This is a genomic window from Nocardia sp. CNY236, assembly GCF_000482385.1.
Taxonomy (GTDB): domain Bacteria; phylum Actinomycetota; class Actinomycetes; order Mycobacteriales; family Mycobacteriaceae; genus Nocardia.
The window spans coordinates 66,588-86,980 of sequence record NZ_KI519397.1; the positions used below are offsets into that span (position 1 = coordinate 66,588).

Genomic DNA, 20,393 nt, shown 5'->3' on the forward strand with positions numbered 1-20,393 from the left:
CAAAGTGCTTGGCGGGCAGGATGTTTCAAGGGCCGATCGTGATTCCTGCAGCTGTCCAGGACGGCCATCGACAAATTTGCCGCTGAATCCCGCCAGCTCGCCGGTTTTGGTGATCAGCGGAATGTTCCTGATGTCGTTCGGCGAATCCATGGCGGTCGCGCATTGGATGACGCTGCTGCAAACCAAAGTCGGTATCGAGTTGCAAGGCCGTGTTTTTGCCTGCTTCTTGATGGTGATGTCGATGACCGAACCGCTGAGCTATCTGGTGGTCGGACCGCTCGCCGAACACTACCTGCAACCGCTGTTGGAGCCTGGGCGACCGCGCGCCGATCTCCTGGGACCACTACTGGGTGCGGGTCCGGCGCGCGGGTTGGCGCTGTTGCTGGTCATCAGTGGTTTGTTGCAATTCGGTTGGGCAGTGCGCGGATGGTTCTACCGGCCGGTTCGGTTCATCGAAGATGTTCTGCCCGACGCCTTCGCGCCGGACGAGATCGGCGATCGCGATTCTCTGCAGCGGTACGAAGACAGTCAGCCGCTCGACCGTCACTGCCCCTCAGGGGGTTTCGCGAACACAGACAGGTTCTTCCGGGGAGTAAGACCGCAAGGGATTTTATTGACACTGATTGTCATGACCGATAACGTCTTGCCTGTTCGGCGAGGAGTTGGAGGTGGACCTGTGGGGAATGCGGTAGACGCGCTCATCGACCGGTTCTTTCGGTGTCCGAGTGGGATGATCGCGCGAGGATGGTGGCGCGATCCGGTGGCGCATCACCGGATCTTCGACGAGGTGCTGACCGTTCTGGACCTGAGAACCGATGATCACTTGTTGGAAATCGGTTGTGGTGGAGGAACTTTTGTCGAACGTGCGTTGAGTTCGGGGTGCTGGGCGACGGCGGTCGATCACAGTGCGGACATGGTGAACCTGACGCGGGCGCGCAACGCAGCTGCGATACAGGATGGGCGTTTGGAGGTGGTCCAGGCCTCCGCCGAGCAATTGCCACTGGACGATGGCCGGTACACCTGCGCGACGATGATGAACGCCTTCTTCTTCATGGACGGTCCCGCGGCGCTGACGCAGCTGCGGCGCGTGCTGGCTCCGGGCGGCCGGCTGATCGTCCACACGGTGGCGCCGAATCCGCCTGCGACGGTCGCGCCAGGCGTACTGGTTCGGCGCATGCGCTGCTACGAGGAATCCGAGCTGGTGTCGATGCTGGCCGACGCCGGATTCGCCGAACCGCGGGTCGAGGCGCGGGATCGTTCGGAACAGCTGGTGACGGCCGTGGTGCCGGCATGAGCGATATAGCCGAAGAGGTGGGTCGGTGTCTGGTGTCGGTGCTGGGAGTGCCCGCGAGTGAGGTCCGGCCCGATCGTCGGCTGCACGAGCTGGGCTTGGAGTCGTTCACCGCGGTCGGTCTGCATCGCAGGCTTGCCGAACGCACCGGTGCTCGGGTGCCACTCCAGGCGTTCGTCGGGGCGACGGTGCAATCGTTGATCGACGAGGTCGGCGCCAGGCGTGGGGGCCGCGAACCGGAGCGAGAGCCGATTGCGCCACCGCCGGCCGACCTGCCGCTGTCTGTCGATACCGACGTCGACGAGATGCCGCTCACGCCGATCCAGGCTGCCTACTGGGTCGGCCGGGAGCCGGGCCTCCCGCTGGGCGGTGTTGCCACCTACTACTACTTCGAATTCGACCGTCGCAGTGCACAGTTCGTGGCCCACAACCCCGTGGACGAGGTCGAGGCACTCGAGGTGGCGTGGAACGAGGTGGTGCAGCGGCACGAAATGTTGCGGGCGGTCGTGACCGACGACGGGCACCAACGGGTGCTGCCGACGGTCGATCGCTACCGCATCGGCGTGACCGATCTACGTTCCCGACCCGCGCAGGCCGATGCCGCCCTGGAACGGTTGCGAGCGGCTCGCTCGCATCAGGTACACGACACCGGCATCTGGCCGCTGTTCGACATTCATGTGGCGATGTTGCCGGAGGGCGGCCTCCGAGTCTTCGTCGGCTTCGACATCATTGTGCTGGACATGGCGAGCTGGATCCTGTTGATGCGCCAGTGGGGTGACCTGGTAGCGGATCCCGGACGAACGGTGCCGACCACGGGTTCGTCTTTTCTGCAGATCCTTTCGGATCGAGACCGGCCGGCGTTGCGGGAGCGCTGGCAGCGCGATCGGCACTATTGGCTGGCCTCCGCGCAGGCACTGCCGGCAGGACCTGCCCTGCCCCACGTCCGCCCGATCGAAGAGTTGAGCGGGCACCGGTTCCATAGGCATGCAGCAGAATTGGATGTGCAGCGATGGACCGCGCTGGCGGACAAGTGCGCGGCGCGCGGGCTGAGCCCGACGGCGGTGCTGCTGGCTGCGTTCGCGGTGACGTTGCACCGCTGGGGCGCGACAGACGCTTTCTGTCTCAATGTCACCCTTTTCGACCGGCCGGACTCCGCGCACAGCGCCGGGGTGGTCGGAGATTTCAGCACGACCGCGCTGGTCGCGATACCTACTGCGGATCCGTTGTCGTGGACCGGGTTCGCCGAGTTCGCTCATCGGGTCAATACGCGGTTCTGGGCGGACCTCGAGCACAGGTCGTTCAGCGGTATCGAAGTTCAGCGCGCGCAGGCCCCGGATCCGCATCCGCGCTATCCCATCGTATTCACCAGTGGTGTGGGGCTTGGGCAGGGCGACTCCGCGGCGGCGGGGTGGATCGGAGACGAGGTGTACGGCGTCTCGCAGACGCCACAGGTACTGCTCGACCACATCGTGTGGGATGAGGCCGGACGGCTGCGACTTGCTTGGGACGCGGTGACCGAGGCATTCTCACCGGGATTCGTCGACGGCATGCTGGCCTCACACCTGCGCCTGCTGGAGACGCTAGCGGTCGAGAAAGATTCCTGGGAGCGTATCGATCTCGGGTGGAACCCGCATATGGAGATGCCGCAGCCCTTGCCCGATCGGGTGCGCCCGAACGCGGGCCCGGCGTTGGACGATCCGCAGCGGCAGATTGCGCACTCGAGGCCGGATACGGGCGCGGTATATGGGTCTTCGTCCACCGTCACGCACACTCAACTGTGCGATCGAGCCGCCGCACTGGGAGCACGGCTGGTGGCCGATGGAGTGCGACCGGGGGACCGGGTGGCTGTAGTGCTGCCGAAATCACCGATCCAGGTCGTTGCCGTGTACGGGGTATTGTGGGCCGGGGCGACATTCGTTCCGATCGAGCCTGATTGGCCCGCAGCACGGGTCGCATCGGTCTGTGCCCGGGCCGACATCCGGTGCGTGTTGGTTGGTTCGGACGACCATGTGCAAGTTCCGCCGACTGTGGGCGTGCATCGGCTCGGGGATGAGATCCCCCGCGGTGCCCCCGAGGTCGACAAGGTCGTGACCGAGCCGGGCGATCTGGCCTACATCATCTTCACATCGGGGTCGACTGGTGAGCCGAAGGGGGTGGCCGTCGAGCATCGGGCCGCGCGCACCACGATCGACGACGTCAACGACAGATTCGGAATCGGAGCGAGCGATCGGGTTCTTGCACTGTCGGCGTTGAGCTTCGACCTGTCGATCTATGACGTGTTCGGGGTGCTGGGCGCTGGCGGCGCGCTGGTGCTGCCCGACGTGGCCAGGCAGCGCGATCCGAGTCACTGGTGTGAATTGATCGCAGAACACCGGGTGACAGTATGGAACACCGCGCCGGCGGTCGCCGAGATGCTCATCGAATACGCCGAGGCCGATCCCGCGGCCGCTGCCCGGTTGGCGTCACTGCGGCTGATGCTGTTGTCCGGCGACTGGATTCCGGTGACCCTGCCGGATCGCCTACGGGCCGTGGTGCCGGGGCTGCGGGTGATCAGCCTCGGTGGCGCCACCGAGGCCGCCATCTGGTCGATCCACTACCCGATCGACCAGGTCGACCCGGCCTGGTCGAGCATCCCGTACGGCCGTGCACTGCGTGATCAGTACTTCCTCGTGCTCGACGACGACGGGCGGCCCTGCCCGGTGGGAACTGCGGGAGAGCTGCACATCGGTGGTGCCGGGCTGGCACGCGGATATGCCGGCGACGAGGAACAGACCGCCCGCCGTTTCGCCCGACACCCGCGTACAAACGAACGGCTCTATCGAACGGGCGATCTCGGTCGCTGGTGCACCGACGGGACGCTCGAGTTCCTCGGCCGCAGCGACCGGCAGGTGAAGGTCCGCGGGCACCGGATCGAGCTGGGCGAGATCGAGGCGGTGGTGGGGCGGCTGCCCGGGATCCGGGCCTGTGTGGCTGCGGCGCTTCCCGGCGCCGACGGGCGCGCGCGGCTGGTGGCCTATGTCGTCGGTCGCGGTGCGTCGCCGCCGGTTCCGGGCCAGCTGGCGGCACGAGCTCGAGCGACGCTGCCGCAGTACATGGTTCCGACACACTGGGTGGTTCTGGACGCGATCCCGCTGACCGCCAACGGAAAAGTGGATCAGACGAACCTGCCGAACCCGTTTCGCACCGATGACTCGAGTTCGGCGACACAGGCGCGACCGAGAGGCTCTGCGGCGACAGCGGATTCGGACGGCAGGGCGACGGAGTCGGGTCGCGCGACTGTCGAACGCGCCGACGCCGCGACCGCGAACTCCGCCGATCCGCGGATGCGTGCTGAACGCGATACAGGACAGCCGGATTCGAGTGACTGGCTAGCGCTGGCCTACCACCACGCCACGGCGGGAGGGCTTGGCCTCAGCCTGCGACTCACCCCGGGTTCCGCGGAAGGCAGCGCGGCTTTGCTGGCCGCCGTGGATTGTGTCGAAAAGCTGCGCGAAGACGCCGCCGAGCGGGGCGTGCGACTGATCGAAAAAGTCGGTGACGGAGCAGGAATCATCGAGCTCGTCATCGAACGCGACGATGCCGGGCCGGCGCCGTTTCGTAGGCCGAGTTCCGATCCTGGAGCCCTGATTCAGCCGGGTACAGCGACCCCAGAACGCGCGACGCCGGGCATCGCGTCGGATGGCGACGCCGCAGAGCCGGTAGCGGCGAGTGCACCGGGCGCCGTCGATGTCCTGCCCGTCCGAGGAGCGGACAACCCGGTGCACGCCGGCGCAGCTATCGAGCCGGTAGTGCGCCAGGTGTTCACCGAGATCCTGGGGTGTGAGGTGCCGGCCACCACACCGTTTCACGACCTGGGCGCGACGTCGATGACGCTCGTCGTCGCGCATCGGAAGCTGCGTTCGCACGCCCCGGCGCTCACCGTGCTCGACTTGTTCCAGCATGGATCGGCCCGCGACCTCGCGGACTGGATCGCCCGAACGTCGGGCCGGCCGAAGGCGGGGGAATCGCTTCGGCCCGGTGCCGGGCCGAGCATAGATCTGGCGGGTTCCATCGCCCGCGGGCAGCGCCGGCGTACCAACCATTCGAAAGTGAGGCAGACAACGCATGTCGTTGGCTGACACAGTCCGCGCGATCCATGCCGGCCTCCAGGGCACCGGCGATGGACGCCACCGCTTCGCCGCGCATACGACGCTGAAACCGGACACGGCCACGCAGGTGCGGGTGCGCTGCGATGGGCACGCCCTGACTGTCGACGAGCCGCGGTCGGCGGGCGGAGACAACGAGGGACCCAATCCGATCGGGCTGGCGCTCGCCGCGCTGGGCAGCTGCCAGATCATCACCTACCGCATGCATGCCGCCCGCCTGGGCATCACCATCGACGCACTGCACGTCGATGTGTCGGCCACCCTCGATATGAGCGGCGTATTCGGCCTCGAACCGACTGCAGCCCATTCCGGTGACGTCGTCATGGAAGTGCGTGTCGGTGGCCCGGACGACCCGTCTCGCTATCGGGAACTACAGCAGCTCGTCGATCGGTCGTGCCCGGTGTTGTCCATGGTGCGCGGTGAGGCCGCGGTCCGTACCGAGTTGAAGGTGGCCGACAGTGAGTGATGACTACGCGATTGCGGTGGTCGGTATGGCCTGCCGCTTTCCCGGGGCGCCGGATTTGGCCGCCTACTGGGACCTGCTCGACGAGGGCCGCGAGGGCCTGACGCGGTTCGACGACGCCGATCTGGCCGCCGCAGGCGTGGCCGCGAGCCTGCGCCGGGATCCGAATTACGTCCCGGTCGGCGGAGTCCTCACCGGGCAGGACGAGTTCGATCCCGGCCATTTCGGATTCACCGCCGCGGAGGCGTCCCTGCTGGACCCACAGTTGCGACTGCTGCTCGAAACCTGCTGGAACGCGCTCGGAGACGCCGGACACCCGGGTGGTCGCGACCTCGGCGCCGTGGGCGTGTTCACCTGCGCGTCCCGCAGTTCCTATCTCGAGCACAACCTCGCCGAACATCGGCGCGCCGCCGAACGAGACCCGATGGGCGCCCTGCAGGCGGAGATGGGCACGGTCACCGACTACTACCCGCAGCAGGTGGCATATCGGCTGGGCTTCACCGGACCGGCGATCGCCGTCCAGGCGACGTGCGCGAGTTCACTGGTCGCGGTGCACATCGCGGCACAGTCGTTACTCGTCGGCGAGTGTGACGCGGCACTGGCGGGTGGAGTGTCCCTGATCGTGCCCCAGGGAAGGGGCTACCTGCATGTGCCGGACTCGGTATTCTCGGCCGACGGCCACACCCGTACCTTCGCCGAGTCCGCATCCGGGATGGTCCATAGCCAGGGTGTCGGTGCGGTGGTGTTGCGCCGTCTCGATGATGCGCTGGCCGACGGCGATCCGATCTATGCGGTGCTGCGCGGCAGTGCGGTGAACAACGACGGCGCCGCGAAATCCGGGTTCAACGCCCCATCCATGGCCGCGCGCGCCCAGGTGATCGCCGAGGCACTCGCGGTCGCGGGAGTCGACGCGGACGCGGTGGGAATGCTCGAAGCCCACGGCACCGCCACAGTGCTGGGCGACCAGATCGAACTCGGTGCGCTCGCAGCGGTATTCGGCGCGGACCCGCGGAGTGCCGCACCCTGCGCATTGGGCTCGGTGAAAAGCAACATCGGCCACACCAATACCGCCGCCGGACTCGCCGGACTCATCAAAACCATACTTGCACTGCATCATCGGCGGATACCCGCGACATTGCACGCCGACCCGGTGCATCCCGCGCTCGTCGAACATGGCGAGCTGTTCGCCGTGACCACGCGGAGCCGGGAATGGCCCGACTACGAGGGAACCCGGATCGCGGGCGTCAGCTCGTTCGGCATCGGCGGTACCAACTGCCATGTGGTTGTCGAACAGGCCCCGCAGCTCACCGCCGGTGATGCCGATGAGCGTCCGCAGTTGCTGCTGGTGTCGGGCGCCGACGAAGCGACCTGTAGCGCCCAACTCGGGTCCGCGGCTGCCGAACCAGCCGCGGTGGACGACCTCGCCTACACGTTGCACAGCGGAATCGGGTCCGCCCGCCCGCACCGGGCATGGGCTGTGCTGCCCGCCGCGGACGGCGGTGCCGTGGAGCAAGGCCAGGGTTCGGTCCACGAGGCCCGGCCGAAAATCGTGTTCGCCTTTCCCGGCGGCGGGGAACAGTACTCGGCCATGGGCGCGGGTCTGTACCGTGACGAACCGGTATTCGCCGCCACCGTCGACGAATGCGCCGCCGCAATGCAACCGTTGCTGCGGTATGACATTCGCCGCATCGTCACCGGCGCCGCACCCCCCGAAGACGCCGGTGACACCCGGTACGGGCAGCCCGCGCTGTTTGCGGTATCGGTGGCGGCGGCGGCGACATTGCGGGCATTCGGTGTCGAACCCGACGCGGTTCTCGGCCACAGCCTCGGCGAGTACGCGGCCGCGGTGGCCGCCGGCATGGTCGAGGTGGCAGATGCCGCGCGGCTGGTGGCCATTCGATCGCTCGGGCTCGCCGAGCTGGCGCCCGGCGCAATGCTGGCAGTGCGGCTGGGCCACGCCGAGGTACAGGGCGCTCTCACAGCACACCCGCAGGTGCGAGTGGCGGCGATCAATGCCGACGACTCGTGCGTGATCTCCGGGCCGGCCGCGGCGATCGAGGCCCTGGCCGCTCGATTCGACCAGTCCGGCGTCCGCGTCGACCGGCTCCCCATCGATATCGCGGGGCACTCCGCGGCTGCCGCTGCGGTGGCACCTGCCCTGCGATCGGCGGCTGAGACCGTACGCTTTACGTCCGCCGAGATCGCGCTGTACAGCACCGCGACCGGCGGCCTGGTCGACACCGTCGACTCCGAGTATTGGGCCAGGCAGCTGCGCGAACCCGCGCGCTTCGCGACGGCGGTCCGAGCTGCGGCGTCCGAACACGCTGTGGTCGTGCAGGTCGGGCCCGGCAGCGCGTTGGCGACGTTGGCTCGCCGCAATGCGCCGACCGGGCTGCGGTCGACAGTGACGACCTTCCCCGATACCGGTGAGACCGCCGACGTGCGGGGAGAGCGGGCAGCGCTGCTGGCTGCGGTGGGCCGGTTGTGGTGCGCGGGGGTGCAGCCGGTCGCGTCGGCACTGCATCGCCGGCGCCGCCGGGTCCGACTGCCCGCCTATCCTTTTCACCGGCGCCGGTTGTGGGTGGATCCACCGCGAGAGCCGCAGGTGCAGGAGGTCGACCCGTCCATCGACTTCCAGCTCCCGGTCTGGCGCGAGCTGCCGCCGCTTCCCGCGGCGGGTGACCGGTTGCGGGGAACACGGTGGCTCGTCCTCGGTGACGACGAATCATCGCGAGAGCGGATGACCACGGGCCTCGCCGATTCCGGCGCCATACCCCTGACCGAATCGCCTTCTGCGGCAACGAAGGCCCTCGACGGCGTCATCGCACTGTTCGACTGCCGCGACGACGCGCCCTCCTCGACGGCCGCGGCCGCACTGCGACTCGCCGGAAAGACTGTCCGTGCCGTGAGCGACGCCGATGGGAATCGGCCGGTCGTGCTCGCGGTCGGATACGGAAGCATCGGGGTATCGCCAGCAGCGTCCGAGTCGGCCACGGCCACCGCGCTGACCGCGCTCGGCCGAGTACTCACCGACGAGTCGGAAACTCGTAGCCGCTGGGTGGACCTTCCGACCGGCACCACCGACCACGACAGTGCCGCCGTGACGGCCGAGGCCGCCGATCTGCTCGGCGCGGACACCGAGGCGCCCTACCTCGACGTGGTCTACCGGGACATGATCCGGTGGCACCGCCACTGGTCACGCTGGCCGATCCCGCCGGCGACGACCACCGTCGCGGACGCCGGCAGCGTCGTCGTGCTCGGCGGGCGCGGCCGACTCGGCGGACTGATCGCCGAACACCTCGGTGCTCGCGGCGCGACCGTGATACTGGCCGGACGCAGCCCCGGGCACAAGAAGGATCTCGTCGCGGATATCACCGACCCGCAGGCGATTCGGCGGCTTCTGGACGAGGTGACCGCTCGGCACGGCCGGATCGGTCTCGTCGTGCACGCGGCGGGCCGAGTCGGCACCGACAGCGTGGCGCCACTGAGCGAATACGGTCCCGATGCCGGCCCCGACACCAATCTGTTGGCCAAGATCGCGGGAACCGAGGCGCTGGCCACCGCGATCGACGCGCTCGACCCGGCGGTTCGACCTGGCACCGTGCTGCTCATGTCCAGCGTGGCCGGGGTGGTCGGCGGCGTCGGACTCGGCGCATACGCGGTGGGAAATCGGTTTCTCGACGCATACGCAACTCGGTGCCGTGCCGGCGATCACCCACGGTGGGTTTCGGTGGTGTGGGACGCCTGGTCCGGACAGCACGATGCGACACCCGAGCCGCTGGCCGCGGCGCACTCCTTTCCGGTCGAGGTCGAGCAGGCGCTGGCGGCGTTCGACCGGATCGTGATCTCGGCGCGCGACGGCCAGCTGCCGCCCGTCGTCGCGGTCACGCCACGTGCCCTGGAGCAGGCCGCTACCCGCCCCGCACGCATACGGCGGACCACGCAGGCCATCCCGAATACCGAAGCAGGCATCCACGAGTCACTGTCCGACTCCGGCGAAGCGCTGGTCGCCCACGTGTGGTCGCGATTGCTCGGCGAGCCGGTCACCTCGGCCGCCGACGACTTCTTCGCGCTGGGCGGCCACTCCGTTCTCGCCACCCGGATGCTGCAGGCGGTTCGTGACGAGACCGACACGGATGTCCGGTTACGCGACCTGATCGCGCACCCCACGGTGGGTGAGTTCGCCCGCCTGGTCGCGCAACGCGGCGCCGCCGCCGACGCGCGAATCGTCTCCGCGGTGAAATACGATCCAGGACAGCCGTTCCCGCTCACTCGCGTGCAGCATGCGTACTGGGTTGGTCGGACCGGTGCCTTCGGGCTCGGCGATACAGCGTGTCACTTCTACCTCGAATACGATTGCACCGGTATCGATATCGATCGATACGAACGAGCGTGGAATCGGGCGATCGACCGTCACGAGATGCTGCGGGCGATTGTCACCGATGACGGCAACAACCGCGTGCTCGACGAGGTCCCCGACTACCGCATCCGCCGCCACGGACTGGCCGACCTGCCGGAGTCCGAACAGCGCAGCCGGCTCGACGACCTCCGGCGGCAGCTGTCGCACCGCGTCCACCAACCCGACCGCTGGCCGTTGTTCGACGTCCGGGCAGCGGTGTTACCCGATGACCGGATTCGGCTGTTCATCGGAATCGACGCCTTGATCTGCGATTCCGCCTCCTACTTCGTCCTCGATCGGGACCTGCGCGCGTTCTACGACGACGAGACGGTCGATTCGGTCTGCGAGCTCGCGCCGCCACGGACCCGGTTCGCGGACTATGTGGCGCATACCGAAGCCCGGGTGGACACAGACCGATACCGGCGGGCGGCCGTGTACTGGCGTGATCGAATGGACGAGTTGCCGGGCCCGCCGTCGTTGCCGACCCGCACGCGTAGCCAGACCCGGCCGTGGTTCGGCCGCCGACGCGACCGGCTCGACGAGCAACGCTGGAAAATGTTGCGGGACCAGGCGTCCCGTATCGGGGTGACAGCATCCGCGGTGCTGCTGACCGCCTATTCGGATGTCCTTGCCGCCTGGTCGGGCGACGACCGGTTCGCGTTCATGGTGACCCTGGTGGATCGCCCGTCGACACTGCCCGATATCGACCAGGTGGTCGGCGACTTCACCACGCTGCTGGCGCACGAAGTCCAACACGATGGGGCACTGGCATTCGCCGACCGCGCCCGGGCGACCCAGCGCCGCCTATTCGACGACCTGGACCACCGCGACTACTCTGCCCTGGAACTGATGTCCGATATGGCCTCGCGTACCGGGCGCCGTCACTTTCTCCCGGTCGTGTTCACCAGCGCCCTCGACGTCGCCGAGCTGACCGGCGCCGAACCCGATCTGGAATGGCTCGGCAGCGTGGTCCACGGAGTGAGCCAGACGCCGCAGGTATGGCTGGACCACCAGGCGTTCACACAGGCCGGGTCGCTGCAGCTGCAGTGGGACGTGCTGGAGACGGTGCTCGATCCCGAGGCGGCAGACGCCGCATTCGTCTCCTACGTCGACTGGCTGCGATGCCTGGCCGACGATCCCGACACCTGGACCCTGGCCGGTGCGGCACCGAGGCCGACAGCCCAGACCGTGGACGACATCGCGGACGCACTGGCCGCCATCTGGGCCGAAGTCCTGGGCATACCCGTCGAATCCATCGCCCCGGAAGCGACATTCGTCGAGGCGGGCGGCGATTCGGTACTGGCCGTGCGGATGGCCGCGATCGTGCGCAACCAGCTCGGCATCACCGTTCCGGTCACCGACCTCATCGGCGACTTCCCGCTGTCGAAACTGGCGGGCCACATCGGTGAACAGCGCGCTGCGCCCGGAGTCCCCCGCACCACCGGTGCGGAGCTGGCGCGAGTCGCCGACCCACATGCCCCCTTCCCGCTGACCGCTCTGCAGCAAGCATACTGGGTGGGCCAGCACGAGGGATGGGCCCTGAGCTACCGCAGCGCCCATATGTACATCGATTTCCGGGTGAGCGGAATCGATCCCGCAGCCGTCGGCGTGGCCGTCCGGCGACTGATCGAACGACAGCCGATGCTGCGCGCGGTCTTCGAGCCCGACGGCACCCAACAGGTGCTCGCGGTCGACGACCCACGGCTGGCGCACCTGCCGGTCACCGACATCGACCTGCGGTCCGCGTCCGCCGGCGAAGTCGACGCCGCCGTCTCCCGGGTCCGTGCCGATATGCAAAGCGGTGGACCCCTGTTCGACCCCTGGCCGTTCGCGGTCACCGCGATTCGGCTGCCGGGCGAGTCACTGAGCCTGCACATCGTGGGTGGGCTCATCGTGGCCGACGGCTGGTCGTTTCAACTGCTGTACTCGGAGTTGTTCACCTACCTCGACGAGCCCAACACGGTCTTGCCGCCCCTGACCGCCCACTTCGGCGACTATGTGGAAACCGTGGCTCGCCAGCGCGCAGACGCCGAGTGGCAGGCGCAGCGACAGTGGTGGACCGACCGTCTCGACGACCTGCCCACGGCACCGGCACTACCGCTGCGAATCCCGCTCACCCAGGCCCGCCCCGACGATATGGAGCGGCGCGAGTTCCGTATCTCGGGCGCGCGGATGGCGATCCTGCGTCAACAGTGCGCCGACCACGGATCGACTCTGTCGACGGTATTCGCCGCGTTCTATGCCATCGCCCTGGCACGGCTGGCCGGGCATCGCCGATTCCTGCTCAACGTGCTGTACCTCAATCGGTTGCACCTGCCCTCCGAGCTGGATGACGCGATCGGCCCCTACGCCGGAACCATATTGGTGGATATCGGCCTGCCCCAGAGACTCACCTTCACCGACGTGTGCCGAGTGGTGCAGGACGCAATAGGCCGGACCCTCGACCACGCCCAGGTCAGCGGTGTCGAGATCGCGCGGGACCTCGGCCGCCGGCGTCAGGACACCAGCCCGCAGGCTCCCGTGGTGTTCCACAGCACCCTGGGACTGCACCCGCCGACGACGACCCCGGCCGCCGTTCGGGTGGAGGACTTCTACCAGCGAGTGCGCACACCACAGGTGGCACTGGATCTACAGGTCTACGAGTGGGATTGGGACGACGAGGTGATCGTGAACCTCGACGCGGTCGCAGAGCTGTTCGCACCCGGCACCCTCGACGATCTGTTCGCCGAGATCCACACCGGAATCGACGCGCTGATCGACACCCCGGACAGGTGGTCGGAGCAGGTCGAGCTTCCCGAAGTCGAGCGGGCCGCCGTCGAGGCGGCACCGCCCACGGTGACCGCGGCGGAACCGCCCGTAGGGCCGGTCGAAAGCGCGGTGGCCGTCTTGTGGACGCAGATGCTGGAGTCCGAACTGGGGCCACTCGCCGCGAGGGTGGACCGATCGACAGATTTCTTCGCGCTCGGCGGTGATTCCCTGATGGCAATCCGGATGCTGACTCGGCTGCGCAATGAACTCGGGCTGATCGTCGAACCCCGCGACTTCCTTCTCGATCCCACCCTGGCAGCCACCGCCGCGGCAGCCGAAAGTTCCTCGAAGCCGGGCGGCCCGATATCGGAGGACATCGCCGTGCCGTTGCGCGACGGAACCGGAGCACCGCTGTTCCTGGTGCATCCCACCGGCGGCGAGGTGTCGTGCTATCTCGGACTGGCGCGCGCCTTGGATACCGAGCGTCCCGTCGTCGGCATTCAGGACCCCGCCTTGATCGGGGAGATCGGGCCCGCCGGGATCGTCGCGTTGGCACAGCGTTACGCGGCGCTGATCCGGCAGCTGCAGCCCGCCGGCCCCTACCTGATCGGTGGCTGGTCGATGGGCGGCATCGTGGCGCACGAGCTGGCACGACGACTGCGTGCGGCCGGCGAGGACATCGCGCTGATGGCGCTGATCGACTCGAATGTCGCCGATCGAATCCACGACGCCGACGGCGCCGAATTCTGGTCACGCTACCTCGGTTCACTCGAGGCGTTCCTGGATATCGACTTCGGAATCCATTCGGGTAGCGCCGGGTTGGCGGAGCTCACCGAATCCGACCGGCGCACCGAGGTAGGGCGCATGCTGGCGGAAGCCGGACTGTTGCCGAAGGGCGACCGCACAGCGCTCGCCGTCCGGGAGGAGGTGTTCCGCCGCCACCTGCGGGCGCTCGGCCAGCACCGGACCGGTCGGCTCGACGCGGCATCCGCGCAGATCGTGCTGATCACCGCGGAGGAACCGTCACCACGAAACTCGGGTGTCGGGATGGGCGTCGACGACTGCGGCGACCTGCCGGATCTCGGCTGGGGCGCCCACACTCACGGAGAGATCAGCAGGCATTCCGTGCCGGCGCATCACTACGCCCTGCTGCGCGGCCCGGCGGTGCACACGGTCGCGGATCTGTTGTCGCGGGCGCTGTCGACGGTGGACGTCGACAGCGTACGCGGAAAGGAGCAGTCATGAGCGAGGCCGCCCCGAATCCGGCGGATACGTATTCGGTGACCGCCGAGTTCTACGACTTCATGGCGACACCCTATTGGGCGCAGGTGGATCCGCTGCTTCCCGCATTGCTGGCCGAGGTGGACACGATGGCCGGGCCGCTGCTGGATATCGGCGCCGGCACCGGGTTGTCCACCGTGGCGATCGCCGACGCACTCCCCGAAGCCGAGATCGTCGCGGTCGAGCCGTCGGCGGCGATGCGTGCGGTCCTGATGTCCCGGCTGGCCGCGCGCAAGGATCTGCGAGAGCGGATCACCGTGGAGTCCACCGGCTTCTTCGATGCGCAGCTGCCGAACTCGTGCGCGGCGGTCGTCGGGCTGGGCGTGCTGGGTCATTTCGACGCCGCGGCCCGCAGCCGGCTGTGGTCGAGGATCGTCGGGATTCTGGTCGACGCGGGGACAGCGGTCATCGAGGTACAACAGCCCTATCAGGTGGTCGCGATACCGGCCCGCCGGTACACACGGGCCGCTGCCGGGCGCCTGCGCTACGAGGGTTGGAGCGAGGCGATCCCGATCGACGACCGGTCGCTGACGTGGCGGATGAGCTATTACACGCTCCGCGACGAGATTCGGATCGCCGAACACGTCACCGAGCACCGAGTGTGGCCGGTCACCCCCGACGCCGTGGTGGCCGAGGCCGCATCGGTGGGCCTGGTGGCCGAACCCTCCACGGGCACTGGGCTGTTGCGATTCACGAAGAAGAGCAACCACCGATGAGCATCCCGACCACCTCGCCGAGTACGGCGCGTCGTGGCTTGGTCGTTGTCGTCCTGGCGACTGCGCTGATCGTCGTCGACACCACGGTCATGGGCGTAGCGGTCGACGCCATCGGCCGCGACTGGACGGTGGGACTGGACACCGTGCAATGGGTCGTCGTCGGGTATGCGGTGACCTTCGCAGCGGTCATTCTGCCCACCGGGAGTCTGTCCGATCGGCTGGGCCACCGGCGGCTGTTCTCGTCGGGTGTCCTGGTGTTCACGCTGGCATCTCTCGGTTGCGCGCTCGCCTGGGATATTCTGGCTCTCAATATTTTCCGGACTGTGCAGGGCGTGGGCGCGGGCATCATCTTCGCCACCGCGGTACCGCTCGTGGTCGCGACGAACACGCCCGAGAGCCGGCCGAAGGCGCTGGCCCTCTGGTCGGCCGCCGCGGGATCGGCCAGCGCACTCGGACCGGTTCTGGGTGGTGTGCTGGTGAGCGTGGCCGACTGGCACGCCATCTTCGCGATCAACCTGCCGTTCGGCGTCGCAACGCTGATCCTGGCCCGGCGTTGGCTGCCCCCCGACCCGCCGCGGGAGATCTCCGGTGTCACCGCCGCCGAACTCGTCACCACCGCAGCCCTCATAGCGGCGCTGCTGTGCGTGTTCTACGTCCTCGACACCGCCCGCCAGGAGTGGACGCCACTGAAGGTCACCCTCGGTGTCGGTGGTGCTGGCCTGCTGGCCGCCACCCTGGCCGTTCAGCGACGGCTCCCGCGCCCCTTGGTCGACATGACTCTCACCCGCAGCCGCCGCTACAGCGGGGCCGCAACACTGTCGATGCTCAGCCGGTTCACCACGATGGCCGCGCCGGTGTTTCTGGTGATCTACTTCCAACAGGGTCTCGGCGCCGGCCCGCTGGACGCCGGGTTGCGGCTGGCCCCGATGTTCCTCGCCGCGTTCTTCGGCGGACTGCTATCCGGTCGGCTGCAGTCGAGGATCGCTGTATCCCACATCGTCGCGGCCGGTTTCGCGATCGCGGCGGCTGGCGCGCTGTGGACCGCGGCGATCATCGGCCCGGCAACCGGCACCGCCGCGCTCACGGTGTCGCTGCTACCGGTCGGCCTCGGTTTCGGCCTGGCCTCCACACCCCTGATCGCGGTCGCCGTCTCGACGGTCACGCCGGACCGCGCCGGAATGGCTTCCGGGCTGGCCAACAGCGTGATTCCCCTCGGAACTGCTTCCGGTACAGCGATTCTCGGCCTTGTATTCAGCACCAACGACCCGCAAGCGCCGGCCGAATTGGCCGCCGCGGCGGGGGACGTCATGATCACCGCCGGTGCCGTCGGCATCGCCGCCACCGTATTGGCCGCGTGGTCACTGCGAACCCGGGCACCACACCAGGAGGCGGCGCCCGCCGCGGCAGGAGATCCCGGCGCTGCGAAGGGAGACACCCGATGAACGACGACCCGGTATCGGTGGCACTACGCCACCCGTGGGTCGGATCCGCCGACTGGGACGGTGCGTCCGTCGTCGTGCGGGCCACACCGGATGCGGTAGCGATACGGCCTGAGCCCGGCCCGCTGCTGGCGGAACATCTGCAGCAGTGGCAACAGGTGTACGAATACGTGTACTCCGCCGGTGGCGGCCACGCGGACGGCGATCTGGACTTGTCCGGGTGGAGCGCATCCGACACCGGACAGCCGTTTCGCCGCGAGCACATGCTCGAATGGATCGGCCACGCGGTGGACCTGGTGCTGCGGCGCCGACCGTCGGTGGTCCTCGAACTGGGCTGTGGCAGTGGGCTCATTGCGCACAGAGTGCACGACCATGTGCGGCGCTACGTGGGAGTCGACGTCGCGGCGCCGGTGATCGAGCGACTTCGGCAGCGCCACCTGCCCGGTGTGCGGGTACGCCAAGGGGCTGCCCATGACCTGAGATCGGAGACGGTAACAGCGGAATTGGGTGATGAGCGGCCGGACTGCATCGTCTTGAACAGCGTCACCGAGTGCTTCCCCAACCAGGGATACCTCACCGCCGTCGTCGAGGATGCCATCGACCTGGTCGCCGCCGGTGGTCAGATCGTCGTCGGGGATGTCCGAAACTGGGCCAGTGCCGCCCTGTTCGCGCACTGGCTGGAACGCGCCCTGGAGCCGTCCCTGCACGCCGCCGATCTGACGAGGCGGGTCACCGCACGGATCGAGGGCGAACGGGAACTGCTCGTCGACCCCAGAGTGTTCACCCGGATCGCCGGAAACCACCGCAGGGACGTGCGGGTCTCGCATGTGGCGAAACCCCTGCGCGAGAACACCGAACTGACCCGGTACCGCTACGACGTCGTCCTCACCGTCGACGGACCCATCGGCCCGCAACCGCGCGAGGTGAAGTGGAGCGAGCTTGCAGGCGTGACCCCTGGGAAGCGGTTGGCGGCCGCACGACGGGAGATCATGCGATCGCCCGTCGTGATCACCGGCATCCCCCATGCTCTGCTGACCGACTCGCCCGACGCGGCCACACCCTCGGATATCGCCGCCGCCGCGCCGCCCGGCTACACGGTGCTCCTGGACGATCCTCAGGGAACCCAGCTCGCGCTGGGACCGGTGGACCATGCCACCACGACCGAGGAGGTGGCACACGGCTGCAACGACCCGTTCGACCGATTCGTTCGCCGGCGGCTACCGCAGGTCTTGGCGGATCATCTGGAACACGAGGGCGCACGGCCCGTCCCCATTGTTGTCGCCCCCGAGCTGGTGGCTCGATGACCGCCCCGCAGCCCGGAGCAATTCCGGGAAGGGACCTCGAACGACTACGCGAAACACACCGCGGCGCTGTGCTGCTGCCGAGTGACAGCGGCTACCGGGACGCGCGCGCGATGTGGAATGCCGCCGTCGACCACCAGCCGTCGGTGATAGCGCGGTGCACCGACACCGACGATGTCCGCGCCGCAGTAGCTTTTGCCCGCAGGCACGACCTTCCGGTCGCGATCCGTGGCGGCGGGCACGGCATCGCGTTCCATCCCGCAGTCGACGGCGCGGTGATGGTCGACCTTTCGCTGCTGAACGGCGTATCCGTGAACCCGGTGACGCGCCGGGCGACCGTCGGCGCGGGCGTGACGTGGGGCCGGCTGGATCGAGCCACCTGCGCGCACGGGCTGGCAGTGACCGGCGCCGATGTGTCCAGTGTCGGCGTGATCGGCTCGGTGCTGGTCGGGGGCTCGGGCTGGCTGCAACGAACCATCGGGTTGACCTGTGACAACATCACAACCGCCGACGTCGTCCTCGCCGACAGCGAACTGGTGACCGCCGGACCACACAGCCACGAGGACCTGTGGTGGGCGCTGCGCGGCGGCGGCGGCAACTTCGGCATCGTCACCTCCCTCGAACTCGCCCTGCATCCGGTCACCGACGTCTACGGCGGCACACTGGTATACCGCTACGACCGCGCCCGCTCCGCCTTGCATGGCTTCCGAAGCGTGTGTGAAACCGCCCCCGAACCACTGGCCACCCAGATAGCGATACTGCACTGGCCGCCCGGAAACCCGCAGGGACCCCCGATGGTTGCGCTGAGCGCGGCCTATTTCGGTCCGGCCGAGCAGGCGCGCGAGACCATGAAAGCCTTGCGAGCCATAGCCGAACCGGAACTGGACCTCCTGCGACCCCTGCCGTACCTCGACCTGCAATCGCAGTCCGAGCACGCCTTCCTCGCCGGACACGCCACCAGTACCGGCACCGAATGGCTGCGCGGCCTGAGCGACGACACGATCGACCGGCTCATCGACGCCGGACGGCGCATGCCGACGAAATTCACCATGATCTCACTACACCAGCTCGGCGGGCACATGAGCCGAACCCCGCTCGACGACACCGCATTCGGATACCGCGACGCCGACTATCACCTGGCAGTGTTCTCGAGCCGGCCGGCCGACACCGACCCGGCGCCCACGCGGCGCTGGATACACGACGTCATGGCAGCGGCGTCCCCGAACACTGCGGGCGGTCCCTACCTGGCGCTACTGGACACAGACACGCCCCCAGCCCGGTTACGCAGCGCGTTCCTCCCCGCCTCCTATCAGCGACTGACCGAGATCAAGGCAGCCTATGATCCCCGGAACACCTTCCGATGCAACCACAACATCCCACCCGCCCACGGCGGGGAAAGCAGCGGCATCCACCCTGGCGGACTCGGCGCACCGAGCCGCGCATGAGGCGGTAGGACCGGTCGACGCCGACCGGTGTGCCTCAGCACGCGACGACCTCGACGTGTTCGGCCTACAGGCCATGGCCGAGACACTGCGCCCCGTGTTCGGCTCCGAGGAGGAGATCGCGACCCGTCTCGGCGTCGCCGCCAGGCACCGCTGGCTGTTGCACCGCTGGCTCGGCGTTCTCCGCGAAAACGGCTGGCTCATCGGAGAAGGCAAAGAATCCCGGCTCGAGGCCGCTGCCGATCCGGCTCGTGCCGACCTGACGCAGGTGTGCGCCGACCTCGGGTACCGCCCTGAGCTCGCCCACTTCTTCGACCAGGCCAATCGGCATGCGGGCCGGCTGCTCGCCGATCGAATCCTGCCGCAGGAGCTACTGTTCCCGGACGGCGACTTCCTCACGGCCGACGCCGCCTACCGGGACAACCTGATCAACCGCTACCTGAACACCGCCGCCCGGGAGCTCGTGGCCTGGGCGGTGGACCGATGCCATGACCGCAAACCCGTGCGGATCCTGGAACTGGGCGCGGGAATCGGCGGCACGACCACGGATGTCCTCCCCGCACTGGAGTCGTCGCCGGTCGACTATCACTTCACCGACGTCTCCCGCTTCTTCCTCGACGCCGCCCGCAACCAGTTCGCCGCTCTACCGTGGATGCGCTACGGCATCATCGACCTCAACAACGACCTCGCCGCACAACCGGACTACGACATCATCCTCGCCGCCAACGTGCTGCACAACGCTCACCACATAGGCACGAGCCTGCGACAACTGCACCGCATGTTGCGACCGGGCGGTGTGCTCATCTTCCTCGAAAGCTGCCGAGAGCACTATCAATCCCTGACCTCCATGCACTTTCTCATGTCACCCCGGCCGGGAGCACCGCTGCCCGGGACCACCGATGTCCGCGCCGGGACACGCCGGATATTCGCCCACGAGCACGAATGGCTGGAACAGCTGACGCACGCCGGATTCGAACTCGTTGCCGTCTTACCGGAATCCTGGTATCCACTGCACGTGCTCGGGCAGCGTGTCTTCGCCTCTGTGCGCGTGTGAATCACCCCGGGGCGCAAGTCGTCACCCCTCGTAGGGCCGATGAGGACCACCGCCAGGTCTTTTAGGGTGGCGAAACTGAGCGTTGCCAACCCTCGTAGGGCCGATGAGGACGTG

At 68.0% G+C, this 20,393-nt stretch carries 9 protein-coding genes; all 9 read left to right on the forward strand.

Translation table 11 applies throughout. The features are described from left to right. The first annotated feature begins 109 nt into the window (after positions 1–109). The 9 genes from K940_RS31300 to K940_RS30595 all read left to right on the forward strand — a co-directional run bounded on the left by K940_RS31300 (position 110) and on the right by K940_RS30595 (position 20,279). Positions 110–1,294, forward strand: coding sequence for a class I SAM-dependent methyltransferase (locus K940_RS31300; RefSeq protein WP_231390525.1), 1,185 nt, complete (start codon positions 110–112; stop codon positions 1,292–1,294). Next, entirely contained in the window at positions 1,291–5,409 is a 4,119-nt protein-coding gene (locus K940_RS30570) for a non-ribosomal peptide synthetase (protein ID WP_051407574.1), read from the forward strand. The genes K940_RS31300 and K940_RS30570 overlap by 4 nt, the downstream gene beginning before the upstream one ends. After that, on the forward strand, positions 5,396–5,902 hold the full coding sequence (locus K940_RS30575) for an OsmC family protein (protein ID WP_051407575.1): 507 nt from the start codon (positions 5,396–5,398) through the stop codon (positions 5,900–5,902). Before K940_RS30570 ends, K940_RS30575 begins: the two co-directional genes overlap by 14 nt. Further along, complete coding sequence (locus K940_RS30580) at positions 5,895–14,291, forward strand: type I polyketide synthase (protein WP_051407576.1); 8,397 nt, start codon at positions 5,895–5,897, stop codon at positions 14,289–14,291. The genes K940_RS30575 and K940_RS30580 overlap by 8 nt, the downstream gene beginning before the upstream one ends. Continuing rightward, on the forward strand, positions 14,288–15,043 hold the full coding sequence (locus tag K940_RS31305) for a trans-aconitate 2-methyltransferase (protein ID WP_051407577.1): 756 nt from the start codon (positions 14,288–14,290) through the stop codon (positions 15,041–15,043). The genes K940_RS30580 and K940_RS31305 overlap by 4 nt, the downstream gene beginning before the upstream one ends. After that, positions 15,040–16,485, forward strand: a complete 1,446-nt coding sequence (locus K940_RS0126295) for an MFS transporter (protein ID WP_028479904.1) — start codon at positions 15,040–15,042, stop codon at positions 16,483–16,485. Before K940_RS31305 ends, K940_RS0126295 begins: the two co-directional genes overlap by 4 nt. After that, a complete protein-coding gene (locus K940_RS0126300; protein WP_028479905.1) occupies positions 16,482–17,786 on the forward strand; it encodes a class I SAM-dependent methyltransferase in 1,305 nt (434 codons plus the stop codon). The genes K940_RS0126295 and K940_RS0126300 overlap by 4 nt, the downstream gene beginning before the upstream one ends. Continuing rightward, positions 17,783–19,228, forward strand: a complete 1,446-nt coding sequence (locus K940_RS30590; RefSeq protein WP_081706713.1) for an FAD-binding oxidoreductase — start codon at positions 17,783–17,785, stop codon at positions 19,226–19,228. The genes K940_RS0126300 and K940_RS30590 overlap by 4 nt, the downstream gene beginning before the upstream one ends. Positions 19,229–19,301: 73 nt before the next feature. Beyond that, the gene (locus K940_RS30595; RefSeq protein ID WP_231390526.1) at positions 19,302–20,279 is read left to right on the forward strand and encodes a class I SAM-dependent methyltransferase; all 978 of its coding nucleotides are present in this window, start codon (positions 19,302–19,304) and stop codon (positions 20,277–20,279) included. Positions 20,280–20,393: the final 114 nt, after the last annotated feature.